The organism is Actinomycetospora flava, assembly GCF_037400335.1.
Classification (GTDB): domain Bacteria; phylum Actinomycetota; class Actinomycetes; order Mycobacteriales; family Pseudonocardiaceae; genus Actinomycetospora; species Actinomycetospora flava.
Genome location: NZ_JBBEGM010000003.1, coordinates 321,336 through 340,552 on the forward strand (window position 1 = coordinate 321,336; position 19,217 = coordinate 340,552).

General features: G+C 73.7%; 17 protein-coding genes. 11 read left to right on the forward strand and 6 right to left on the reverse strand.

The window, feature by feature from the left end:
• The first annotated feature begins 5 nt into the window (after positions 1-5).
• Positions 6-1,520, forward strand: a complete 1,515-nt coding sequence (locus WCD58_RS11115) for a class I adenylate-forming enzyme family protein (protein ID WP_337702646.1) — start codon at positions 6-8, stop codon at positions 1,518-1,520.
• Here WCD58_RS11115 and WCD58_RS11120 read toward each other — a convergent pair.
• From WCD58_RS11120 to WCD58_RS11130, 3 genes are read right to left on the reverse strand one after another with little or no spacing between them, the layout of a single operon-like run.
• A complete protein-coding gene (locus WCD58_RS11120; protein ID WP_337702648.1) occupies positions 1,517-1,756 on the reverse strand; it encodes a biotin/lipoyl-containing protein in 240 nt (79 codons plus the stop codon). The two genes, WCD58_RS11115 and WCD58_RS11120, sit on opposite strands and share 4 nt — an antisense overlap.
• Before the next feature lie 23 nt (positions 1,757-1,779).
• Positions 1,780-2,796 (reverse strand): alpha-ketoacid dehydrogenase subunit beta, encoded by a 1,017-nt coding sequence (locus WCD58_RS11125; protein ID WP_337702650.1) that lies wholly within the window; start codon positions 2,794-2,796, stop codon positions 1,780-1,782.
• Positions 2,793-3,833 carry a thiamine pyrophosphate-dependent dehydrogenase E1 component subunit alpha gene (locus tag WCD58_RS11130; RefSeq protein WP_337702652.1) on the reverse strand — a complete coding sequence of 347 codons (1,041 nt, stop codon included), beginning with the start codon at positions 3,831-3,833 and terminating at the stop codon, positions 2,793-2,795. Before WCD58_RS11130 ends, WCD58_RS11125 begins: the two co-directional genes overlap by 4 nt.
• A gap of 85 nt (positions 3,834-3,918) precedes the next feature.
• Here WCD58_RS11130 and WCD58_RS11135 point away from each other — a divergent pair, with 85 nt between their 5' ends.
• Both WCD58_RS11135 and WCD58_RS11140 read left to right on the forward strand, forming a co-directional pair.
• A complete protein-coding gene (locus WCD58_RS11135; protein ID WP_337702654.1) occupies positions 3,919-4,815 on the forward strand; it encodes an SMP-30/gluconolactonase/LRE family protein in 897 nt (298 codons plus the stop codon).
• 59 nt (positions 4,816-4,874) lie between these two features.
• The gene (locus tag WCD58_RS11140) at positions 4,875-5,579 is read left to right on the forward strand and encodes a TetR/AcrR family transcriptional regulator (RefSeq protein ID WP_337702655.1); all 705 of its coding nucleotides are present in this window, start codon (positions 4,875-4,877) and stop codon (positions 5,577-5,579) included.
• Here the strand turns inward: WCD58_RS11140 and WCD58_RS11145 are convergent.
• Positions 5,524-6,081, reverse strand: a complete 558-nt coding sequence (locus tag WCD58_RS11145; RefSeq protein WP_337702657.1) for a CGNR zinc finger domain-containing protein — start codon at positions 6,079-6,081, stop codon at positions 5,524-5,526. The genes WCD58_RS11140 and WCD58_RS11145 overlap by 56 nt on opposite strands.
• Before the next feature lie 79 nt (positions 6,082-6,160).
• Here WCD58_RS11145 and WCD58_RS11150 point away from each other — a divergent pair, with 79 nt between their 5' ends.
• Positions 6,161-6,826, forward strand: a complete 666-nt coding sequence (locus WCD58_RS11150) for a haloacid dehalogenase type II (protein ID WP_337702659.1) — start codon at positions 6,161-6,163, stop codon at positions 6,824-6,826.
• Here WCD58_RS11150 and WCD58_RS11155 read toward each other — a convergent pair.
• Complete coding sequence (locus tag WCD58_RS11155) at positions 6,811-7,095, reverse strand: DUF3040 domain-containing protein (RefSeq protein WP_337702661.1); 285 nt, start codon at positions 7,093-7,095, stop codon at positions 6,811-6,813. The two genes, WCD58_RS11150 and WCD58_RS11155, sit on opposite strands and share 16 nt — an antisense overlap.
• A 75-nt stretch (positions 7,096-7,170) precedes the next feature.
• A complete protein-coding gene (locus WCD58_RS11160) occupies positions 7,171-8,049 on the reverse strand; it encodes a DedA family protein (protein WP_337702663.1) in 879 nt (292 codons plus the stop codon).
• Between the two features lie 292 nt (positions 8,050-8,341).
• On the opposite strand from WCD58_RS11160, the gene WCD58_RS11165 reads away from it, so the two are divergent.
• The 7 genes from WCD58_RS11165 (at position 8,342) to WCD58_RS11195 (ending at position 19,217) form a co-directional block, all read left to right on the forward strand.
• Positions 8,342-9,361, forward strand: a complete 1,020-nt coding sequence (locus WCD58_RS11165) for a beta-ketoacyl-ACP synthase 3 (protein ID WP_337702665.1) — start codon at positions 8,342-8,344, stop codon at positions 9,359-9,361.
• 371 nt (positions 9,362-9,732) lie between these two features.
• The gene (locus tag WCD58_RS11170; protein WP_337702667.1) at positions 9,733-11,028 is read left to right on the forward strand and encodes a hydroxymethylglutaryl-CoA reductase, degradative; all 1,296 of its coding nucleotides are present in this window, start codon (positions 9,733-9,735) and stop codon (positions 11,026-11,028) included.
• The gene (locus WCD58_RS11175; RefSeq protein WP_337702669.1) at positions 11,025-13,082 is read left to right on the forward strand and encodes a hydantoinase/oxoprolinase family protein; all 2,058 of its coding nucleotides are present in this window, start codon (positions 11,025-11,027) and stop codon (positions 13,080-13,082) included. Before WCD58_RS11170 ends, WCD58_RS11175 begins: the two co-directional genes overlap by 4 nt.
• A 20-nt stretch (positions 13,083-13,102) precedes the next feature.
• Positions 13,103-15,286, forward strand: a complete 2,184-nt coding sequence (locus WCD58_RS11180) for a hydantoinase B/oxoprolinase family protein (RefSeq protein ID WP_337702672.1) — start codon at positions 13,103-13,105, stop codon at positions 15,284-15,286.
• Positions 15,283-16,521: a CaiB/BaiF CoA transferase family protein gene (locus tag WCD58_RS11185; RefSeq protein WP_337702674.1), complete on the forward strand. Its 1,239-nt coding sequence runs from the start codon at positions 15,283-15,285 to the stop codon at positions 16,519-16,521. The genes WCD58_RS11180 and WCD58_RS11185 overlap by 4 nt, the downstream gene beginning before the upstream one ends.
• Positions 16,522-17,298 (forward strand): enoyl-CoA hydratase/isomerase family protein, encoded by a 777-nt coding sequence (locus WCD58_RS11190; RefSeq protein ID WP_337702677.1) that lies wholly within the window; start codon positions 16,522-16,524, stop codon positions 17,296-17,298.
• On the forward strand, positions 17,295-19,217 hold the full coding sequence (locus tag WCD58_RS11195) for a helix-turn-helix domain-containing protein (RefSeq protein WP_337702679.1): 1,923 nt from the start codon (positions 17,295-17,297) through the stop codon (positions 19,215-19,217). The genes WCD58_RS11190 and WCD58_RS11195 overlap by 4 nt, the downstream gene beginning before the upstream one ends.

Below are 19,217 nucleotides of genomic sequence, written 5' to 3' on the forward strand. Positions count from 1 at the left end.
CGCGCATGCCGGCGAACCTGCGGATGGCGGACTGGATCCGCGTCCAGGCCCGGGACGTCCCGCACGCGCGGTGCTTCGTCACCGGGACCGGGCACCGGACCTTCGCCGAGGTCGACGCGCGGGTGAACCGGGTGGCGACGCAGCTGGCGCGCCGGGGCGTGGTGAAGGGCGACCGCGTGGCGCTGTTCGCCACCGACTCGCCCGAGTACGTCGAGACGCTGCTCGCCTGCCTGAAGCTCGGCGCGGTGTTCGTGCCGCTGAACTTCCGCCTCGCGGCGCCGGAGCTGGCGGCCGTGCTGCGCCGGGCGGCGCCGAAGGTCCTGTTCCTCGGCGGCCGGTACGCGGACCTGGTCGACCTCCCCGGCCTCCCCACCGTCGGCTACGACGCGGGTGCCGGGGACGTGTCCTACGAGGAGCTCGTCGAGCAGGGCGACGACGTCGACCCCGACGTCGCCGTCGACGACACCGACCCCGTCTGCCTCGCCTTCACCAGCGGGACGACGGGGACCCCCAAGGCCGCCGTGCACTCCCAGCGGTTCGGCAAGCACCTCGCCGCGACCACGGTGGTGTCGGCCGGCCTGACGCGCGAGACATTCCACTACTCCGCCGCGCCGTACTTCCACATCGCGGGCATGTACTGGCTGCTCAGCGGCATCGCCCGCGGCTACACCTCGCTGGTGCTCCCGCAGTTCGACCCGCCGACGGTGGCGCGGTGGATGGCCTCCGGCGGGCTCACCCAGGTGTTCCTGGTGCCGACCATGATCGACACGTTGCTCGCCGACCCGCTCGTGGCGGCGTCGGAGTTCCCGGACCTGCGGACCATCGTCTACGGCGGCTCCCCGATGTCGCCGGCGCTGCTGCGGCGGGCCATGGACCGCTTCGGCTGCGACTTCGTCAACGCGTTCGGCGCCGGGACGGAGGCGGGCATCCAGACGATCCTCGGCCCCGAGGACCACCGGCGGGCGGCCGCCGGGCACGAGCACCTGCTCGGCTCGATCGGGAAGCCCGCGTTCGGCGTCGACCTGCGGCTCTGCGACGAGTGGCGGGCCGTGCCGGACGGCGAGGTCGGCGAGATCACCACCCGCGCCGACGCCGTGATGGACGGCTACCTCGACGCACCGGAGGCGACCGCGGAGGTCCTGCGCGACGGGTGGTTCCGCTCCGGGGACATGGCCCGCCGCGACGGGGAGGGCTACCTCTACCTGGAGGGCCGCAAGAAGGACATGATCATCCGGGGTGGCGAGAACATCTACCCCGTGGAGATCGAGGACGTCCTCGTCGCCCACCGCGCGGTCCGGGACGCGGCCGTGGTGGGTGCCCCGGATCCGCACTGGGGCGAGACGGTCCGGGCCCACGTGGTGCTCGAGCCCGGCGCGGACCTCGACGAGGCCGCCGTGCGCGAGCACTGCCGGGCGCACCTGGCCGGCTACAAGGTCCCCGCGCTGTTCGTGGTGCACGAGGACCTGCCCCGCAACGCGAGCGGCAAGGTGCTCAAGCGCGTGCTGCGGGAGTCCTCCTAGCTCTCGATCACGCAGAGCAACCCGCGGACGTCCACCACGTCGCCGCTGTCGCCCTGCAGGTCGCGGACGACGCCCGCGTGCGGCGCGACGATCATCTGGCGGGCCTTCTCGGCCTCGATCTCGACCAGGTCGGCGTCCGCCGCGACCTCCTCGCCGTCCTCGACGTACCAGTCGATGATCTCGGCGTCGCTCATCCCCATGGAGAGCTGGGGGAGCCGTACCTCGTGCCGCGCCATGGGTCCTGCGCCTCCTCGGGGTGTCAGGCCAGCGCGCGCCGCACGGCGGCGACGACCTTGGCCTGCGTCGGGTAGATCTGCTTCTCCAGCGCCGGGCTGAAGGGCACGTGGGTGTCGTCGGTGGTGACGCGCACGACCGGACCGCGCAGGGCGTCGAAGCAGTCCTCCACCACGCGCGCCGCGATCTCGCTCGCCGCGCTGCAGGTCCGGTTCGCCGGGTCGACGACCACGCAGCGCCCGGTGCGGCGCACCGAGGCGAGGATCGTCGGCCAGTCCATCGGGACCAGCGTGCGCGGGTCGATCACCTCGGCGTCGACGCCGTCGGCCGCGAGCTCCTCGGCCGCCTGCTTCGCCAGCCAGCTGCCGAGCCCGATCCCGACGATCGTGACGTCCGAACCCGGCCGCCGGACGGCGGCGGAGCCCAGCGGCACCAGGTGCTCGGCGTCCTCGGGCACCGCGGGCCCGCGGCCCTTGCGGCCCCACAGGTTCGCGTCCTCGAAGCACAGCACGGGGTTGTCCTCGCGGACCGCGGACTTCAGCAGCCCGAGCAGGTCCGGCGCGGTGGACGGCACGATGATCTTCAGCCCGGGCACGTTCATGAACATCGGGTACGGGCGGTCGGCGTGGTGGCCCGCCGTGCCGCCCTGGTAGTAGAGCGCCGCGCGCACCACGACCGGCAGCGTGGCCTGGCCGCCGAACATGTAGCGCGCCTTCGCCAGCTGCGAGACGAACTGGTCCATCGCGCCGAACACGAAGCTCGCGACGGTCAGGTCGACGATCGGGCGCAGGCCCGCCATCGCCGCGCCGGCGGCGACGCCGATCGACCCGGCCTCGGCGAGCGGGAGGTCCCGCACGCGGCTCGGCCCGAACGCCTCGAGCGCGCCCGCGGCGGCCCCGAAGACGTTGGCCCGGAGGTCCTGGCCCATCAGCACGACGCTCCCGTCGCGTGCCATCTCCTCGTGCTGGGCCCGGTTGATCGCCTGCAGGAAGCCGAGCTGCTGGGCGCGGACGGGCTTGCGGCGGGCGGCGGGGGCGCTCACGCGGACACCTCCTGCGGGTCGTGGCCGGGCGCGTAGACGTCGGTCCACGCGGCCTCCGGCGGCGGGTAGGGCGAGCGGCGCGCGAACTCGACGGCCGCCTCGACCTCGGCGGCGACCTCGTCGCGCAACGCCTGCAGCTCCCCGGCGGTGAGCACGCCGTCGGCGAGCAGGCGGTCATGGAACAGGGTGATCGGGTCGACGGTGTCGAACCAGCTGTCGACCACCGCCTGGTCGCGGTAGGGCCGGGGCAGGACCAGCCCGTAGGCGTGCTCGTGGAACCGGTAGGTCTTCGCCTCGACCAGGCTCGGGCCCTCACCGCGCCGCGCGCGCTCGACCGCCTCGCGGGTCGCGCGGTACACCGCGAGCACGTCCTGCCCGTCGACGGTCACGCCCGGCATCCCGTAGCCCGCGGCGCGCATCGCCACGTCGGGCACCGACAGCGACTCCTCGGTGGTGACGCTGACCGCGTAGCCGTTGTTCTCGCAGAAGTAGACGACGGGCAGGTCCCAGAGACCGGCCATGTTCATCGACTCGTGCAGCACGCCCTCGCTGGCCGCGCCGTCGCCGAAGAAGCACAGCGCGACCTGCCCGGTGCCGCGGACCTGCGCGGCCAGTCCCGCGCCGGTCGCGACCGGGATGGCGGAGCCGACGATGCCCGACTCGCCGAGGCTGCCGACCGAGAAGTCGGCGAGGTGCATGCTGCCGCCCTTGCCGCCGCAGACCCCGGTCGCCTTGCCCAGCAGCTCGGCCATCAGGGCGTCGAGCCGCGCGCCCTTGGCGATGGGGTGGCCGTGGGAGCGGTGGTTGCCGGTCATGTAGTCCGAGGTCCGGGTGGCCAGGCAGGCCCCGACGACCGCGGCCTCCTGGCCGATCGAGAGGTGCACCATGGCCGGCAGCTCGCCCGCGCGGAACAGCGCGATCGTCGCCTCCTCGAAGAGGCGGACGCGCTGCATGCGCCGCATCAGCTCGCGCGCGAGCGGGGCGCCGTCCGGACCGTCCAGCTCCGGCGGCGGATCGGCGGCGGTGCCGTCGGTCATGGCCTGACCCCTGTCGTCGAGGTGAGTGGCGGTCGTCAGCATAAACGTTGACGCTCGCCGCTCGGAAGTCCTAGCGTCGGGCGACATGAGCGGAGCATCGATCGTCGCTGAGGGTCTGCGCTTCCCGGAAGGGCCGACCTGGCGGGCCGACGGCTCGGTGGCCGTGGCCGAGATGCAGGGCGAGGCGGTCGCCGCGGTCTCGCCGGGCGGGGACGTCCGCGTGCTCGGCGACTGCGGCGGGGCGCCCAACGGCAGCGTGCTCGGCGCCGACGGGGAGCTCTACGTCGCGAACAACGGCGGGCTGTCCGCGGCGGGCCGGGGGTTCTGGCGCGCGCCGCGCCAGCTGCCCGGGTGCGTGCAGCGCGTGGACGTCGACGGGACCGTGACCACGGTGAGCGCCGACCTGCCGGGGCCGGCGCCGCACCGGCCCAACGACCTGTGCTTCGGGCCGGACGGCACGCTCTACGTCACCGACAGCGCCAACTGGGAGGACCTCCCCGACGTCGGCCCCGGCCGGGTCGTCGCGCTCGGGGCGGACGGCGAGGTGCTGGGTGCGCTCGAGGTCCCCGCGATGCCCAACGGGCTCGCGTTCGGCCCGGACGGGCGCCTGTACCTGGCGCAGTCGCTGACGCGCCGGGTCCTCGTCGTCGACGTCGAGGCCGGCGTGTTCGGGACCCCGGAGCGGCTGGTCAAGCTACCGGGCGGGATGCCCGACGGCCTCTGCTTCGACGCCGCCGGGCGTCTCTACGTCTGCGGAAGCGTCGGGCAGGCGGTGTTCGTGTTCGCCGGCGGCGAGCTCGTCGACACGCTGGTGACGGGGGAGGGGACCCAGCCGACCAACTGCTGCGTCGGCGGCGACGGCCGGCTCTACGTCACCGAGGCGCTGACCGGCCGGCTGGTGGCCTTCGACCTCGGCGTCGACCCGCTCCCGCTGCACGCCGGGTCGGTCGGCTCGTCCGAGCGGGTGTGGGAGTTAGGGTGACCGGCGCGAGGCCCGGGGTGCTCCCGGGCCCGTCCGCAGCCGAGGGAGTGCGATCGCCCGTGTCCGCGTCACGCCGGCGCCGCGCCGCGCCGGACGCCCCGGACAGTGACATCGCGCGGCGCCGGCTGGAGCGCCGGCAGGCGAGCGGTCGCCGGTCCGACGAGCGCTGGGCCGAGATCCTCGCGGGCGCGGCCCGGGTCTTCCAGCGGCTGGGCTACAGCCCGGCGACCCTGGAGGACGTGGCCGTCGAGGTCGGCGTCAACCGCGCGACGCTCTACTACTACGTCGGCACCAAGGAGGAGCTGCTCGTCGGCCTCCTGTACCGCCCGCTCGAGACGCTGCGCGAGCGCGTCGACGAGGTGGCCGCGCTGCCCGAGCCCGCGCCGCAGCGCCTCGAGTCGTCGCTGCGCGAGTACGTGCGCACGATGGCCGAGCTGCCCGAGCTGTTCGTGTTCCTCGCCGAGAACGTGCACGAGGTGATGTCCGGCCCGGAGGCCGACCGCATCCGCGACAACGCCGACCGGTCGGGCCGCGCCTTCGCCGAGATCATCCGCTCGGGGGTGCAGGAGGGCGGCTTCCGCACGGACATCGACCCCGCCGTGGCGGTGCTGGGCATCATCGGGATGTTCAACTGGATGCACCGGTGGTACCGGCCCGACGGCGCGCGGACCCTGCAGGACCTGGGCGAGGACTTCATCGCCATGGCGCTCAGCTCGGTGCGCCCCCCGCCGACCGGCGACGGGCACGGTACGCCGCGGCCTTGACGCGGTTGCCGCACTCGTCCATGCCGCACCAGGTCCGGCGGGCGCCGCGGGAGCGGTCGAGGTAGAGCCGGGTGCAGGCCTCCCGCCCGCACTCCTTGAGCGGCGGCCCCGACGGGTCGGTCAGCACCGTGATCACCGAGCGCGCCACGTCGCCGAGGGCGGCGCGCACGTCCCCCCGGCGGATCGCCCGGCCCTCCGCGCCGAGGGTGATCGCCGTCGCCGGCCCGGCCGACGCCTCGTTGACGATCGCCAGGCTCTCCGGGTCGAACGCGCGGGCCTCGAGCCGGTCGCACGCCAGCCGGTAGGCCGCCTCGCGCAGCCGTCGGGCGCTCGCCAGCGCCGCGGCGTCGACGCGCACCGGCTCCGACACCGCGCCCGAGGCCGTCAGCCACGCCTGCAGCGCCGCCGGGTCGACCAGCTGCTCCTCGGGCTCGGTGCGCCGCCACCGCAGGGTCCCCGCGAGGTCGAGCGCGAGGTTGCCGCTGACGAACGCGAACTCCACGTCACCATCTTGACCGGTGACGGAGTCCTCGTCCACCATCACCTCCCGAACCGGTGACGCAGCACCAGGAGGTCCCGTGATGACCGTCGACACCGTCGTGTTCGACGTCCTCGGCACGCTCGTGGACCAGGAGGCGGGTCTGCGGGACGCGATCCGCGGCCTGGTGCCGGATGTCGCGGCCGCCGTCGCGGGATGGCAGGGGTACGTGGCCGCCGAGCACCGCCGTGTCGTCGCCGGCGAGCGCGAGTACGTCCCGGCCGACGTGCTCGACCGCGAGGCGGCGGGCGTGGTCGTGGGCGAGGGGGACCTCGACGCCCTCGCCGGCGTCACCGGACGCCTGCACGCCTGGCCCGACACCGCCGAGCTCCTCGAGCGTCTCGCCGCGCGGTACGAGGTGCTCGCGCTGTCGAACGCCGACCACACGACCCTGGTGCGGCTCTGCGCGCACGCCGGGCTGCGCTGGCACACGGCGCTGTCCACCGAGGCCGTCCGCAGCTACAAGCCCGACCCGGCGGTGTACCGGCTGGCGATCGAGCGCGTCGGTCGCCCACCCGAGCGGATCCTCATGGTCGCCGCGCACGCCTGGGACCTGCGCGGGGCGCAGGCGGCCGGGATGCGGACCGCCTTCCTCGACCGGCCCGGCGCCGACCCGCCGGGTCCGGCCGACCGGTTCGACCACCACCTCGCCGGGGCCGACGAGCTGGTCGCCCTGCTGGATCAGTCGCTGGATCAGTCGCCGGCCTGAGGTCGGCGTCGCGCCCGCCAGCGCCGGCGCAGCACCGACCACGGCCAGATCCCCACGCCGACGACGACCATCGCCTGCAGCGGCAGGCCGAGCACCAGCAGGCCGAACGCCGCGACCGCGAGGAACGCGACGAGCACCACGAGCGCCGGCGTCTCGAACCTCCGGCGCAGACGCGCTCCGGGCGCCCGGAGCCGCCGTTGCAGCTCCGCGTCCCCGAGCAGTGCCCTCTCGATCTCCTCGAGCTGTCCTCGTTCGCGATCGTCGAGCACGGCCGACACCTCCCCGGGTCGGACCCGAGGATTCGCCCGCGCCGCGCCCGGCGCCTCACCCGTGGGGCGTGAGTTCTACTCGGCGCTCCCCGCGGTCTCGGCCTGCTCGGCTCGCTCGGCCTTCTCGGCCCGCTTGGCCTTCTGCTCCTTCTGCGCCTTCATGCTCGCCCGGACCGACACGACCACGACGAGGGTCAGGGTGATCCAGAGCGCGTACTTGTCGATCATCAGCACGAAGTCGACGGCGTGCTGCCCGACCCCGTAGCCGAGGCCCGCGACCAGGCCCGCGACGAGCGCCGCGCCGATCGCGTCGAGGATGAGGAAGGGGACCAGGCGCATCCGCCCCATGCCGGCCAGCGCGAACACCGCGGGCGCGGGGATGCCCGGCAGCGCCGAGAGGACGACGGCGAACGCGAGCACCCAGCGCGGGGCGTTCTGCACCCACGCCACGAACCGCTTCGCGACGTCGCCGGGCGCCCACATCTCGATGATCTTCGCGCCCCACCGGCGCCCGGCCAGCCAGAACAGCCAGTCGAACTTGATCATCCCGAACACGCCCGCGGCGATCACCAGCCACAGCTGGCCCTGCCCGATGGCGGCGAACGCGGCGCCCGCGCCGACCGCCGAGAGGCTGCCGGTGACGGCGGCCAGCCCGGTCGGGTACGAGGCGAGCAGGAGCGGCCGGAAGGGCATCGACGCCAGGTTGAACACGACGATGCCCAGCGTCGCGAAGACGATGAACTTGTCGGCCCGCGTCATCGGCCCGTCCCAGGGCTTGACCTTGCGCAGCTGCTCCCTGGCCTCCTCCATCTCCTCGGGCGTGTAGTCCTTGGTGCGCCAGCGGAAGCGCTTCCGCCGCGCCGGGGCGGCGCCCTCGGCGGGTGCGGGAGTCGCTGCGTCGTCGGCCGGTCCGGTGAGGTCGTCCCGGTCCGTGCCGGTGCCCGCGCCACTCATGTCCTGCTCCACCCGTCGTCCGGCGATCGATTGACTGCGACTGCTGGGGAGCAGTCGACACCATGCCGCTACGGCACGGTCAACCGCTCACCCGACACCTACTGTGACGGCCCGACCGGTGCGGCGACGTCGGTCGCCGGGAGGATCCGGGGCGACGGTCTCCCCCTCAGGGAGGAGATCGCCGGGGCGACTGTGAGGCGATCCACGTACCAACTGGTAGGACTTCCTAGTAACCGGACCTCGGGGTCACGGTGGTCGATGACGACCACCTGGTTCGGAGGACGCCATCCCCATGATCTCCCGGAACACCGCGCGCGGCGCTCGCATGCTCGGGCTCGGCGCCTACCGGCCACGCCGGGAGGTCGGCAACGACGAGGTCTGCCGCCTGCTCGAGGTCGACCCGGACTGGGTGCTCGCCCGGTCCGGCATCCGCTCGCGCCGGTTCGCGGGGGAGGACGAGTCGTTGGTGACGATGTCCGCCGCGGCCGGGCGGGACGCGCTGGCCGCCGCGGGCGTGGACGCCGCCGCCGTCGACGTGACGCTGGTGGCGACCATGTCGCACACGGCCACCTCGCCGCAGGTGGCGACGCAGGTCGCGCACGCCGTCGGCGCGGTGAACGGCCCCGCCATGGACGTCGGCGCGGCGTGCGCCGGCTTCTGCTACTGCCTGGAGCTCGCGGCCTCGCTGATCGCGTCCGGCACCGCGGACCACGTGCTCGTCGTCGGCGCCGAGCGCATGAGCGACATCGTCGACCCGGCCGACCGCTCCACCGCGTTCATCTTCGGCGACGGCGCGGGCGCCGTGGTCGTCGGCCGCGCCGACGAGCCGGGCATCGGGCCCGTGGCGTGGGGTGCCGACGGCTCGCAGGCCGACCTCATCGTGCAGTCGCCGACGTGGCGCGACGCGGGGACGTCCGGCGAGTTCCCCGGCCTGCGGATGCAGGGGCCCGCGGTCTTCCGGTGGGCGACGAGCCGCATGGTCCCGCTCGCCCAGGAGGCGATGGAGCTCGCCGGGGTCAAGGTCGAGCAGCTCGCGGCGTTCGTCCCGCACCAGGCCAACGCCCGGATCACCGACGCGCTCGTCCGCGCCCTGGCGCTTCCCGAGCACGTGACGGTGGCCGACAACGTCGTCGACACCGGCAACACCTCGGCCGCCTCGGTGCCCCTGGCCATGCACGGCCTCCTCGTGGCGGGCCGCGCGGAGCCGGGCGACGGCGCGCTGCTCATGGGGTTCGGGGCGGGGCTCACGTTCGCGGCGCAGGTCGTGCACCTCCCGGCGGTGTCCGCGGCCCCGACGGACGCGGTGGCCTGAGCGCGCCTCGGTGTTCCGACCGAAGGGCCCTTTCGGTCGGCTAGATCGGCGAGGGGTCCCTTTCGCCGGAACGCGGGGTAGCGGGTCGGCGCACCGACCGGCGCGATCCACATGATCAACAGGCTGCGCGATCTGCGCGACGTGCCGGTCGCCGCCCCACCGCGGGACCCCGCCACACAGCCCGTGGGCACCGACCATGGACCGATGCACCATGTCTTGCCCGGGAAGTGTGTGACCGGACAACATCGTGCCCGGTGTGGTGCCGGCCATAGCGTCACCGCCGACCGGAGCGACGTGGCCTCGAGACGTCGCTCGTGACCGTGCCGCCCCGTCCTCGTGGTGGGGGCGGGCTGGCCTGCGGAGGCGCTGTGGTGACCAGTAGTCGGCTGTCCGGGTTCCGGGATCTCGACGTGGAGGGGCGGCGGGCGACCGTCGCTGAGCAGGCCGGTCTCGGAGCCGCCGACCTCGGGGTGCTCGACCCGACGCGGGGCCTGACGCTCGACCAGGCCGACCACATGATCGAGAACGTCGTCGGCGTCATGGGGCTGCCGTTCGGCGTCGCCACCAACTTCACGATCAACGGCGAGGACGTCCTCGTCCCGATGGTCACCGAGGAGCCGTCCGTGGTCGCCGCCGCCAGCAACTCGGCGCGGATCGCCCGGGTGCGCGGCGGCTTCTTCACCTCGAGCACCGCGCCGCTGATGCAGGCCCAGATCCAGATCCTCGGGTGCGCGGACCCCGCCGGCGCGCGGGTCCGCCTGCTCGAGGCCCGCGAGGAGCTGATCGAGGCCGCGAACGCGCAGGACCCCGCACTGATCTCGTTCGGCGGCGGCGTGCACGACCTGGTCGTGCGCCTCGTCGAGTCCCGCGCCGGCACCTACGTCGTCGCGCACCTGGTGGTCGATGTCCGCGACGCGATGGGCGCCAACGCCGTGAACACCATGGCCGAGGCGGTCGCCGAGCGCGCCGGGCGGATCGCGGGCGGACGCACCCTGCTGCGGATCCTCACCAACAAGGCCGACATGCGCCTGGCCCGCGCCCGCGCGGTGTTCGACAGCGAGGCACTCGGTGGCCCCGAGGTCGTCGAGAACATCGTCCACGCCTCCGCGTTGGCCGAGAGCGATCCCTACCGGGCGGCGACCCACAACAAGGGGATCATGAACGGGATCACCGCCGTCGTGCTCGCGACCGGCAACGACACCCGCGCGGTCGAGGCGGGTGCGCACTCCCACGCCGTCGACGAGCGCGGGCGCTACGCCGCCCTGTCGCACTTCGAGAAGGACGCCGACGGCCACCTCACCGGCGTCCTCGAGCTCCCGATGCCGGTCGGCCTCGTCGGCGGCGCCACCAAGGTGCACCCGGTGGCCCGCGCGGCCGTCCGCATCCTGGCCCCGCCCGACGCCCGCCGGCTCGCCGAGGTCGTCGTCGCCACCGGCCTCGCCCAGAACCTCGCGGCGCTGCGCGCGCTGGCCACCGAGGGCATCCAGCGCGGCCACATGTCCCTGCACGCGCGCAACGTCGCCGTCTCCGCCGGGGCCACCGGCGACGAGATCGAGAAGGTGGTCGCCCGCCTCGTGCAGGACCGGGCCGTGCGCGCCGACCACGCCGAGACCGTCCTCGCCGAGCTGCGCGGCTCGAGCACCCCGACCTCCGGAGGAACAGCATGACCCTGCACGTGGGCATCGATGTCGGCGGCACGTTCACCGACGCGGTCGCGATCCGCGACGGCGAGGCCTTCCGCGGCAAGGCGTTCTCCACCGACGACGTCACCACCGGCATCCTCGGCGCCATCCGCGTGCTCGAGGAGCGCATGGGCGTCGCCGAGAACGGCTTCCTGCCCGAGGTCGACCGGTTCGTGCTCGGCAACACCATCGTCACCAACGCCATCGACGAGCAGAAGTTCGCTCAGCCGGGCCTGCTGACGACGCGCGGGTTCCGCGACATCCTGCGCATCGCGCGCTCGGCGCGCGGGGAGGAGCGCGACCCGCACGTCATGCGCTCGCGGCCCGACATCGTGGCGCGCTCGCGGATCGTGGAGGTCTCCGAGCGCGTCGACGCCCACGGCACGGTCCTGGTGCCGCTGACCGAGAGCGAGATCACCGCCGCCGTCGACGAGCTCGTCGCGACGGGCGCCGAGTCGATCGCGGTGTGCCTGTTGTGGTCGTTCCGCAACGCCGCCCACGAGCGCGCGATCGGCGACTACCTGGACAAGCACCACCCGCACATCCCGTACACGCTCTCCAGCGAGCTCACCCCGGTCTACCGCGAGTACGAGCGGATGGTCACGACCGTCCTCGACGCCGGCGTGAAGCCCCTGGTGGCCCGGCACTTCGACGAGCTCGCCGACGAGCTCTCGCGGCGCGGCCTGGTGACCCGGGTGCAGATCATGCAGGTCCACGGCGGCTTCCTGTCGGTCACCGAGACCGGCAAGGCGCCCATCGCGATGTTCAACTCGGGCCCGGTCGGCGGCGTCACCGGCGCGCGGCTCCTGGGTCGCGACCTCGGCCGCGCGCAGATCCTCACCGCCGACATGGGCGGGACGAGCCTCGACGCCGCCGCGATCATCGACGACGAGTTCCGCGTCCTGCCCCGCGCGGTCGTCGGCGAGTTCCCGACCAGCCTCACGGCGGTCGACATCGAGTCGATCGGCGCCGGCGGCGGGTCCATCGCCTGGGTCGACGGCCGCAACCTCCTGCGCGTCGGCCCGCACAGTGCGGGCTCGCGCCCCGGCCCCGCCTGCTACGGCCGCGGCGGCACGGACCCCACCGTCACCGACGCCGCCCTGGCCCTGGGCCTGATCAACCCCGACTACTACCTCGGCGGCACGGTCGCGCTCGACGTCGAGCGGGCCCGCGGAGCGATCGCGAGCGCCGTCGCCGACCGGCTCGGCCTCACCGTCGAGGCCGCCGCGGCCGGCATCTACCGCCTGACCACGTCACAGATGGCCAACGCCCTGCGCAAGATCACCGTGAACCGGGGCCACGATCCGCGCGAGTTCACGCTCGTGTCCTTCGGCGGCGCGTGCGGCCTGTTCGCTGCATCGATCGCCCGCGAGACCGGGGTGAGCGAGGTCGTCATCCCCTCCAACGCCGCGGTGTTCTCCGCCTACGGCCTCATGGACGCCGACTCGGTGTTCTCCGCGGTCCAGACCACCCCGTGGACCTTCGACCAGCCCGCCGAGCTGCTGGAGAGCGAGTTCCGCACGCTCGAGGCCCGCGCCCGCGAGTGGTTCGCCGCCGAGGAGATCCCCGAGGAGCGCCGGGAGCTCCACCGTGAGGCGGACATGAAGTTCGCCGGCCAGATCTTCGAGGTCACCACCCGCCTGCCCGCCGAGCCGCTCACCGAGGAGGGCAAGGCGGTGCTGCGGCAGCGGTTCATCGAGGACTACGAGGCCGAGTTCGGCACCGGCACGGCCTGGACCGAGGCCGAGATCCTGTTCATCAACTCCCGCGTGCGCGCCGTCGGGCGCACCGAGCCGCAGAAGATCATGACGACCGCGGGCGGCGCCGCGGAGCACCAGAGCTACCGACGGTCGGTGGTCGACCCGGCGACGGGACGGGTGACGACGGTCGACGTGCACCGCGGGTTCGCCGCGCTGGGCCGGGCCGAGGGCCCGTGCGTCATCGAGGAGCCCGACACCACCGTCTTCGTGCCGGCCGGCGCGAGCGTCGAGGTCGTCGACGGCGGCCACTTCCTGCTCCGCCTCGCCGACTCCCGCTGACCCCGCTCGAGAGGCCTCCCATGAACACCCCAGTCACGACCGCCAGCACGCTGCCCGAGGGCTACGACGCGGTGACCCTCGAGGTGATCCGCATGCGCCTCGACTCGATCGTCGAGGAGATGGGCAACGCGATGATCCGCTCCTCGGGATCTCCTGTGATCACCGAGTCCGGCGACTTCAACACCGCGCTCTTCGACCCGACCGGCAAGATCTTCGGCTACTCCGACTACGTCCAGTTCCACATCGGATCGGGCGGCGTCGCCGTCCGCAACCTCGTCGAGGTGATCAAGGGCGAGCCGCTGTACCCCGGCGACGCCTTCATCTGCAACGACCCGCACACCGCCGGCGCGAGTCACCCGCCGGACACCAACGTCATCTCTCCGATCTTCGTCGGCGACGACCTCGTGGGCTGGGCGCAGTCGCAGGCGCACCTGCTCGACGTCGGCGGGATGACCCCCGGCGGCTTCGCGCCCGGCGCCTACGACTGCTACAGCGAGGCGCTGCGCCTGCCGCCCGGGGTCAAGGTCTTCGAGAAGGGGCAGCCGGTCGAGGCGATCAAGCGGCTGCTGCTCAACAACGTGCGCGTGCCCGGCCCGTTCTGGAACGACGTACGCAGCCTCGTGGCCAGCAACAACACCGGCATCCGCCGGGTGCAGGACACCGTGCGGGAGTTCGGGCTCGAGGCCTTCCGGGAGTACGTGCGCCTCGGCTTCCAGCTCGGCGAGCAGGTCGTCCGCGAGCGGCTGCGCCTGGTGCCCGACGGGGTCTTCGTCGCCGACGAGTGGACCGAGCACAACGGCCACGTCAACGGGCTCTACCGGATCCACTGCACGATGACCAAGCACGGCGACCAGGTCACGTTCGACTTCACCGGGACGAGCCCGCAGACCAACGGCTTCGTCAACTGCAGCTACGGCGCGACGATCGGCAGCGTCGCGTCCGCGGTCGTCCCGATCCTGGCCTGGGACGTCCCCTTCAACGAGGGTGTCATGACCGCCTTCGACGTGATCACCGAGTCGGGCTCGCTGATCGACCCGGTCCCGCCGGCGCCGATCAGCAACGGGCACCTGACGACCGGTGCGCGCGTCAGCCGTGTCGTCACCAAGTGCATGAACCAGGCCATCGAGTCCGCCGCCGACGAGGTCATCCGCAACCGCACCCAGGGCATCTGGGCGGACTCGTGGACCGGAGGGATCTCGGCGGGCACGGTCACCGCGTCCGGCGAGTACTTCGTCTTCTTCAACATGGACGGCGGCGGCATGGGCCAGGGCGCCCAGCCGTACTCGGACGGGCTCGACTGCTCCGGGATGATGACCCAGATCAACAACACGCTGCCCGACGTCGAGATGAACGAGATGCTCTACCCCGTCCTCTACCTCTGGAAGCGCCTCAACGGCGCGAGCATGGGCCACGGGATGCACCGCGGCGGCGTCGGGCACGAGTTCGCGTGGAAGCTCCACGGCGCCGAATCGGTGGTGCAGACGGTGTTCGCGCCGACCGGCCAGGTGCCGCCCGACGGCTACGGCGGCGGGCTGCCCGGCGGCGGCAGCGGCCACGCGATCTGGCGCGACACCAACGTCGCCGACCTGCTCGACGGCGACCGCTGGCCCACCGAGGACGGCCTGACCACTGGGAACCGCCAACAGCTCGAGGTCAACGAGCAGGACCTCACCGTCGGCCCGCGCGACGTCTTCGTGCAGTGGGTGGCCGGGGGCGGCGGGTACGGCGACCCGCTGCTGCGCGACCCCGAGGCCGTCGCCCGCGACGTGGCCGACCGCTACGTCAGCGCCTCGACCGGTGCCGACGTCTACGGCGTCGTGCTCGTCGAGGGCCGGGTGGACGCCGCCGCCACCGAGGCACGGCGCGCCGAGCTGCGCCGGGCGCGACTGGGCACCGACCCGGCGCGGGCGGTCCCCGCCGACGCCGTGCGCACCGGCGCCGACGCCTGCACCCCGCGGCGCTCCGCCTCGGGCTGGGCGTGCCCCGTCTGCACCGCCCCGCTCGGCGACGGTGACACGTGGGCCGAGGGCGCCCGCACCACCGAGTCGGCCGCCGACGCCCGCCTCGCCGCATACGGCGTGCGCGCCCGTCCGCACCCGGACCCGCAGCTCATCCGCCTGGAGGAGACCGTCTGCCCGCACTGTGCGACGCTCTTGGACGCGCGGCTGCGGGTGGACACGACCGAGGCGGTGGTGAACCCGTGACGGGCTGGGCGCTCGACGCCGGCGACGGACCGCGGCCCCTGGCCGGCGTCGTCGTCCTCGACATCACCCGCGTCGTGGCCGGGCCGTACTGCTCGATGATCCTCGCCGACCTCGGCGCGACGGTGATCAAGGTGGAGAACCCGCGCGAGCCCGACTACGCGCGCGAGTTCCCGCCCAAGCTCACGGCGGACGGTGGTGAGGAGTTCAGCGCCTTCTTCGCCCAGTTCAACCGCAACAAGTTCGCGATCACCCTCGACCTGCAGACCGACGACGGCAAGGAGATCCTGCGCGAGCTGGCCGCGAAGGCCGACGTGCTCGTCGAGAACTTCCGGGCCGGGACGATGGACAAGCTCGGTCTCGGGCCGACAGCGCTCCACGAGATCAACCCGCGGCTGGTCTACACCGCGATCTCCGGGTACGGGCAGACCGGCCCGTACCGGCGCCGCCCGGCCTACGACAACAGCGCGCAGGCCACGGGCGGGCTGTGGTCGATGAACGGGTTCGCCGACCGGCCGCCCGCCCGGGTCGGGACGATCATCGGCGATCTCGCGGCGACGATGTACGGCGTCATCGGGACGCTCGCCGCCCTGCGGCACGCCGAGAGGTCGGGGGAGGGGCAGCTCGTCGACATCTCCCAGCAGGACTCCGTGCTCTCGCTGACCGAGAACGCGGTGGTCAGCTACACCGTCGACGGCAAGGTCGCCGCCCCGCTGGGCAACCAGCACCCGTTCGTCAAGCCCTACGAGCTGTTCCCGTGCAAGGACGGCTACGTCTTCTTCGGCGGCTACACCGACAAGTTCTGGGCGATCACGTGCGGGATGTTCGGCGCCGACGACGTCGCGACCGACCCGGCCATCGACACCATGGCCAAGCGGTTCGACCCCGAGACGTACGAGGCGAAGGTCCGGCCGATACTGCTCGACTGGTTCTCCACGCGCACCCAGGCCGAGCTGGAGGGGCTGGCCGGCGACCAGGTGCCGCTGAGTGCGGTCAAGGACATCGCCGGAGTGGTGGGCGACGAGCAGATCCGGGCGCGCGACATGGTCGTCGGTGTCGACTACCCGGACTTCGGCCACCTGGAGATGTTCGGGACCCCGATCAAGCTCGGCGCCACCCCGGCGGAGCCCCGCGGCCTCGCGCCCGGCGTCTCCCAGCACACGGACGTGCTGCTGCGGGGCATGCTCGGCATCGACGACGAGCGACTGGCCGGGCTGCACGAGCGGGGAGTGGTGTGAGTGACGATCACGCTCGAGAAGGTCGACGGCGTCGCGACGATCTGGATCGACCGCCCGGACAAGCTCAACGCGCTGACCCTGGCGATGTACGACGACCTCGCCGACGCCTTCGCCGAGGTCCGTGACGACGACGCGCTCGCCGTGGCCGTGCTGACCGGCCGCGGCGAGCGCGCGTTCTGCGTGGGCGCCGATCTCACCGAGTCCATCCCGGCGCTCGCCGAAGGCCGGTTCGACATCTCCCGGTGGGACGGCGCGCACCAGAAGCACACGCGGCTGTTCAAGCCGGTGATCGGCGCGGTGAACGGGCTCTGCCTCGGCGGCGGTTTCGAGATCCTGCTCTCGACCGACCTGCGCGTCGCCGCCGACCACGCGCAGTTCGGCTTCCCCGAGACCGGGGTCGGTGTCGTCCCGGCCGGCGGCACCCTGGTGCGGCTGACCCGCCAGATCCCGCACGCCTGGGCGATGCAGCTCCTGCTCCTCGGCGACCGCGTCGGGGCCGACGACGCCCTGCGCTTCGGGCTGCTCAACGCCGTGGTGCCCGCGGGGAAGGTGCTCGAGACGGCGCACGAGTGGGCGGGTCGCATGGCGCGCCTGTCCGGCAGCGCGCTCGCGACCACCAAGGAGTCGGTCCTGCGGCTCGGCGACCTGCCCCAGGACCAGGCCTTCGCGGTCGAGGCCCTCTACGGACAGCGCGCGTTCACCTCGCCGGACGCGGTCGAGGGGCTCGCGGCGTTCGCGGAACGGCGCGCGCCGCGGTTCCCGTCGCGCGGGCCATGACCGACGAGGCGCTGGACGTCGGGGCCGTCCTCGACCTGCTCGACGCCGCGCTCGCCGACCCGCACGGCGGCGCGGCGCGGATCGCGCGCAGCCTCGAAGCCACCGACCTCGGCGCGGAAGCGGCGCGCACCATCGCCGACCGGGTGGCGGCGCTGCAGCGGGAGCTCGCGCAGTCGCGGCGGCGGGAGAACGAGCTCTCGGCGCTGTTCACCAGCGCGCGCGAGCTCGCCGAGCTCCGCGACGTCGACCTCCTGCTGCACCGGCTGGTGCTCCGCGCGCACGACCTCATCGGCACCGACGTGACCTACCTGTCGGTGTACGACCCCGACCGCGACGAGCTCCGGGTGCGCGCGACCGCCGGCACGGTCACCAGCGAGTTCGAGCGCCTGATCGTGCCGCCGGGCGTCGGGCTCGCGGCCCGCGTGGTGCGGACCCGCGCGCCGCAGTGGGCCGCGCGCTACGACACCGCCGACGTCCCGCACACCGACGACATCGACGACGCGGTCGCCGGGGAGGGGCTCGTCGCCCTGCTGGGCGTCCCGATGATCGCGGGCGGTCGGGAGACCCTCGGGGTGCTGTTCGCCGCCAACCGCTACGAGCACGGCTTCCGGCCCGACCAGGTCGCGCTGCTCTCGGCGTTCGCCGACCACGCCGCCGTCGTCCTCGAGACCGCGCGGCTGCTGGCGCAGACCACGGCGTCCGAGACCGACGCCCGCCGCGCCCGCGACCGGCTCGCCGGCCACGTCGAGGCCATGGAGCGGGCGAGCGTCGTCCACGAGCGCCTCACCGGGATCGTGCTGCGCGGCGGCGGGGCCGACGAGGTCTGCGACACGCTCGCCACCGCGCTGGCCCGTCCCGTGACGATCCTCGACCGCGACCACCACGTCGTGTGCGGCGCGGGGACCGACGCCCCGCGGACGGCCGACTGGCCCGACAGCGTGCGCGACGCGCTGGGCACGAGCCGGCGGACGGGGCGTGCGGTCGTCCTGCGCGAGGGTGCGCGGCCGCCGGACATCGAGGTCGTCGCCGTCGTCCAGACCGCCGACGCCGCGCTCGGCGCGCTGCTCGTCGGTCCCGGCGACGTGGGCATCGGCGCCGTCGAGACCCGCACGATCGAGCGCAGCGCGCAGATCACCGCGCTGCTCACCCTGCGCCAGGACGCCCTGCTCGAGGGCGAGCAGCGCGTCCGCGGCGACCTCGTCGTCGACCTGCTCAGCGCGACGAGCACGAGCAACGCCGAGCTCGCCGCGCGCGCCCGCGCCCAGGGGATCGACCCGCAGGGCCTGCGCACCCTGGTCGTCCTCGACGTCCCGCCGGAGCACCGCCGCCACGCCCTGCGGGTCCTCTCACGCGACCCCGGGCAGCTCGCCGGGGAGTACCTCGGCACGCTCGTCGCCCTCACGGCCACCACCGACCCCGAGAAGGCCGCGGCCGAGCTCCGCCGGCAGGTGGCCGGGGCCGTCGGCGGGGTCCTCGCGGTCGCCGCGCCGCCCGCGGACGCGCTCACCGAGCTGGCGGCGCGCTTCGCCTCGGCGCGCAACTGCGCCCGGCTGCTGCCGCACCTCGGGATCGCCGACGGGGCCGTGAGCACCGTGCCCTACCTGCCCTACGAGGCCGTGCTCGGCGCCGCGGACCACGGCGCGATCACCGCCTTCGTCGACGCGCTGATCGGGCCGGTCGTGGCCTGGGACGTCGCGCGCGGCACCGACCTCGTCGCGACGATGCACCACTACCTCGACGAGCAGTCCAGCCCGACCCGCGCGGCCCGCTCCCTGCGCGTGCACACGAACACGGTCCTCCAGCGCCTCGAGCGCATCGACGCCCTGCTCGGCGACGACTGGAAGGAGGGCGACAAGCGCTTCCGCGTCAGCCTCGCGGTCCGCCTGCGCCGCATCACCGCGATCGCCGACGAGGCGTAG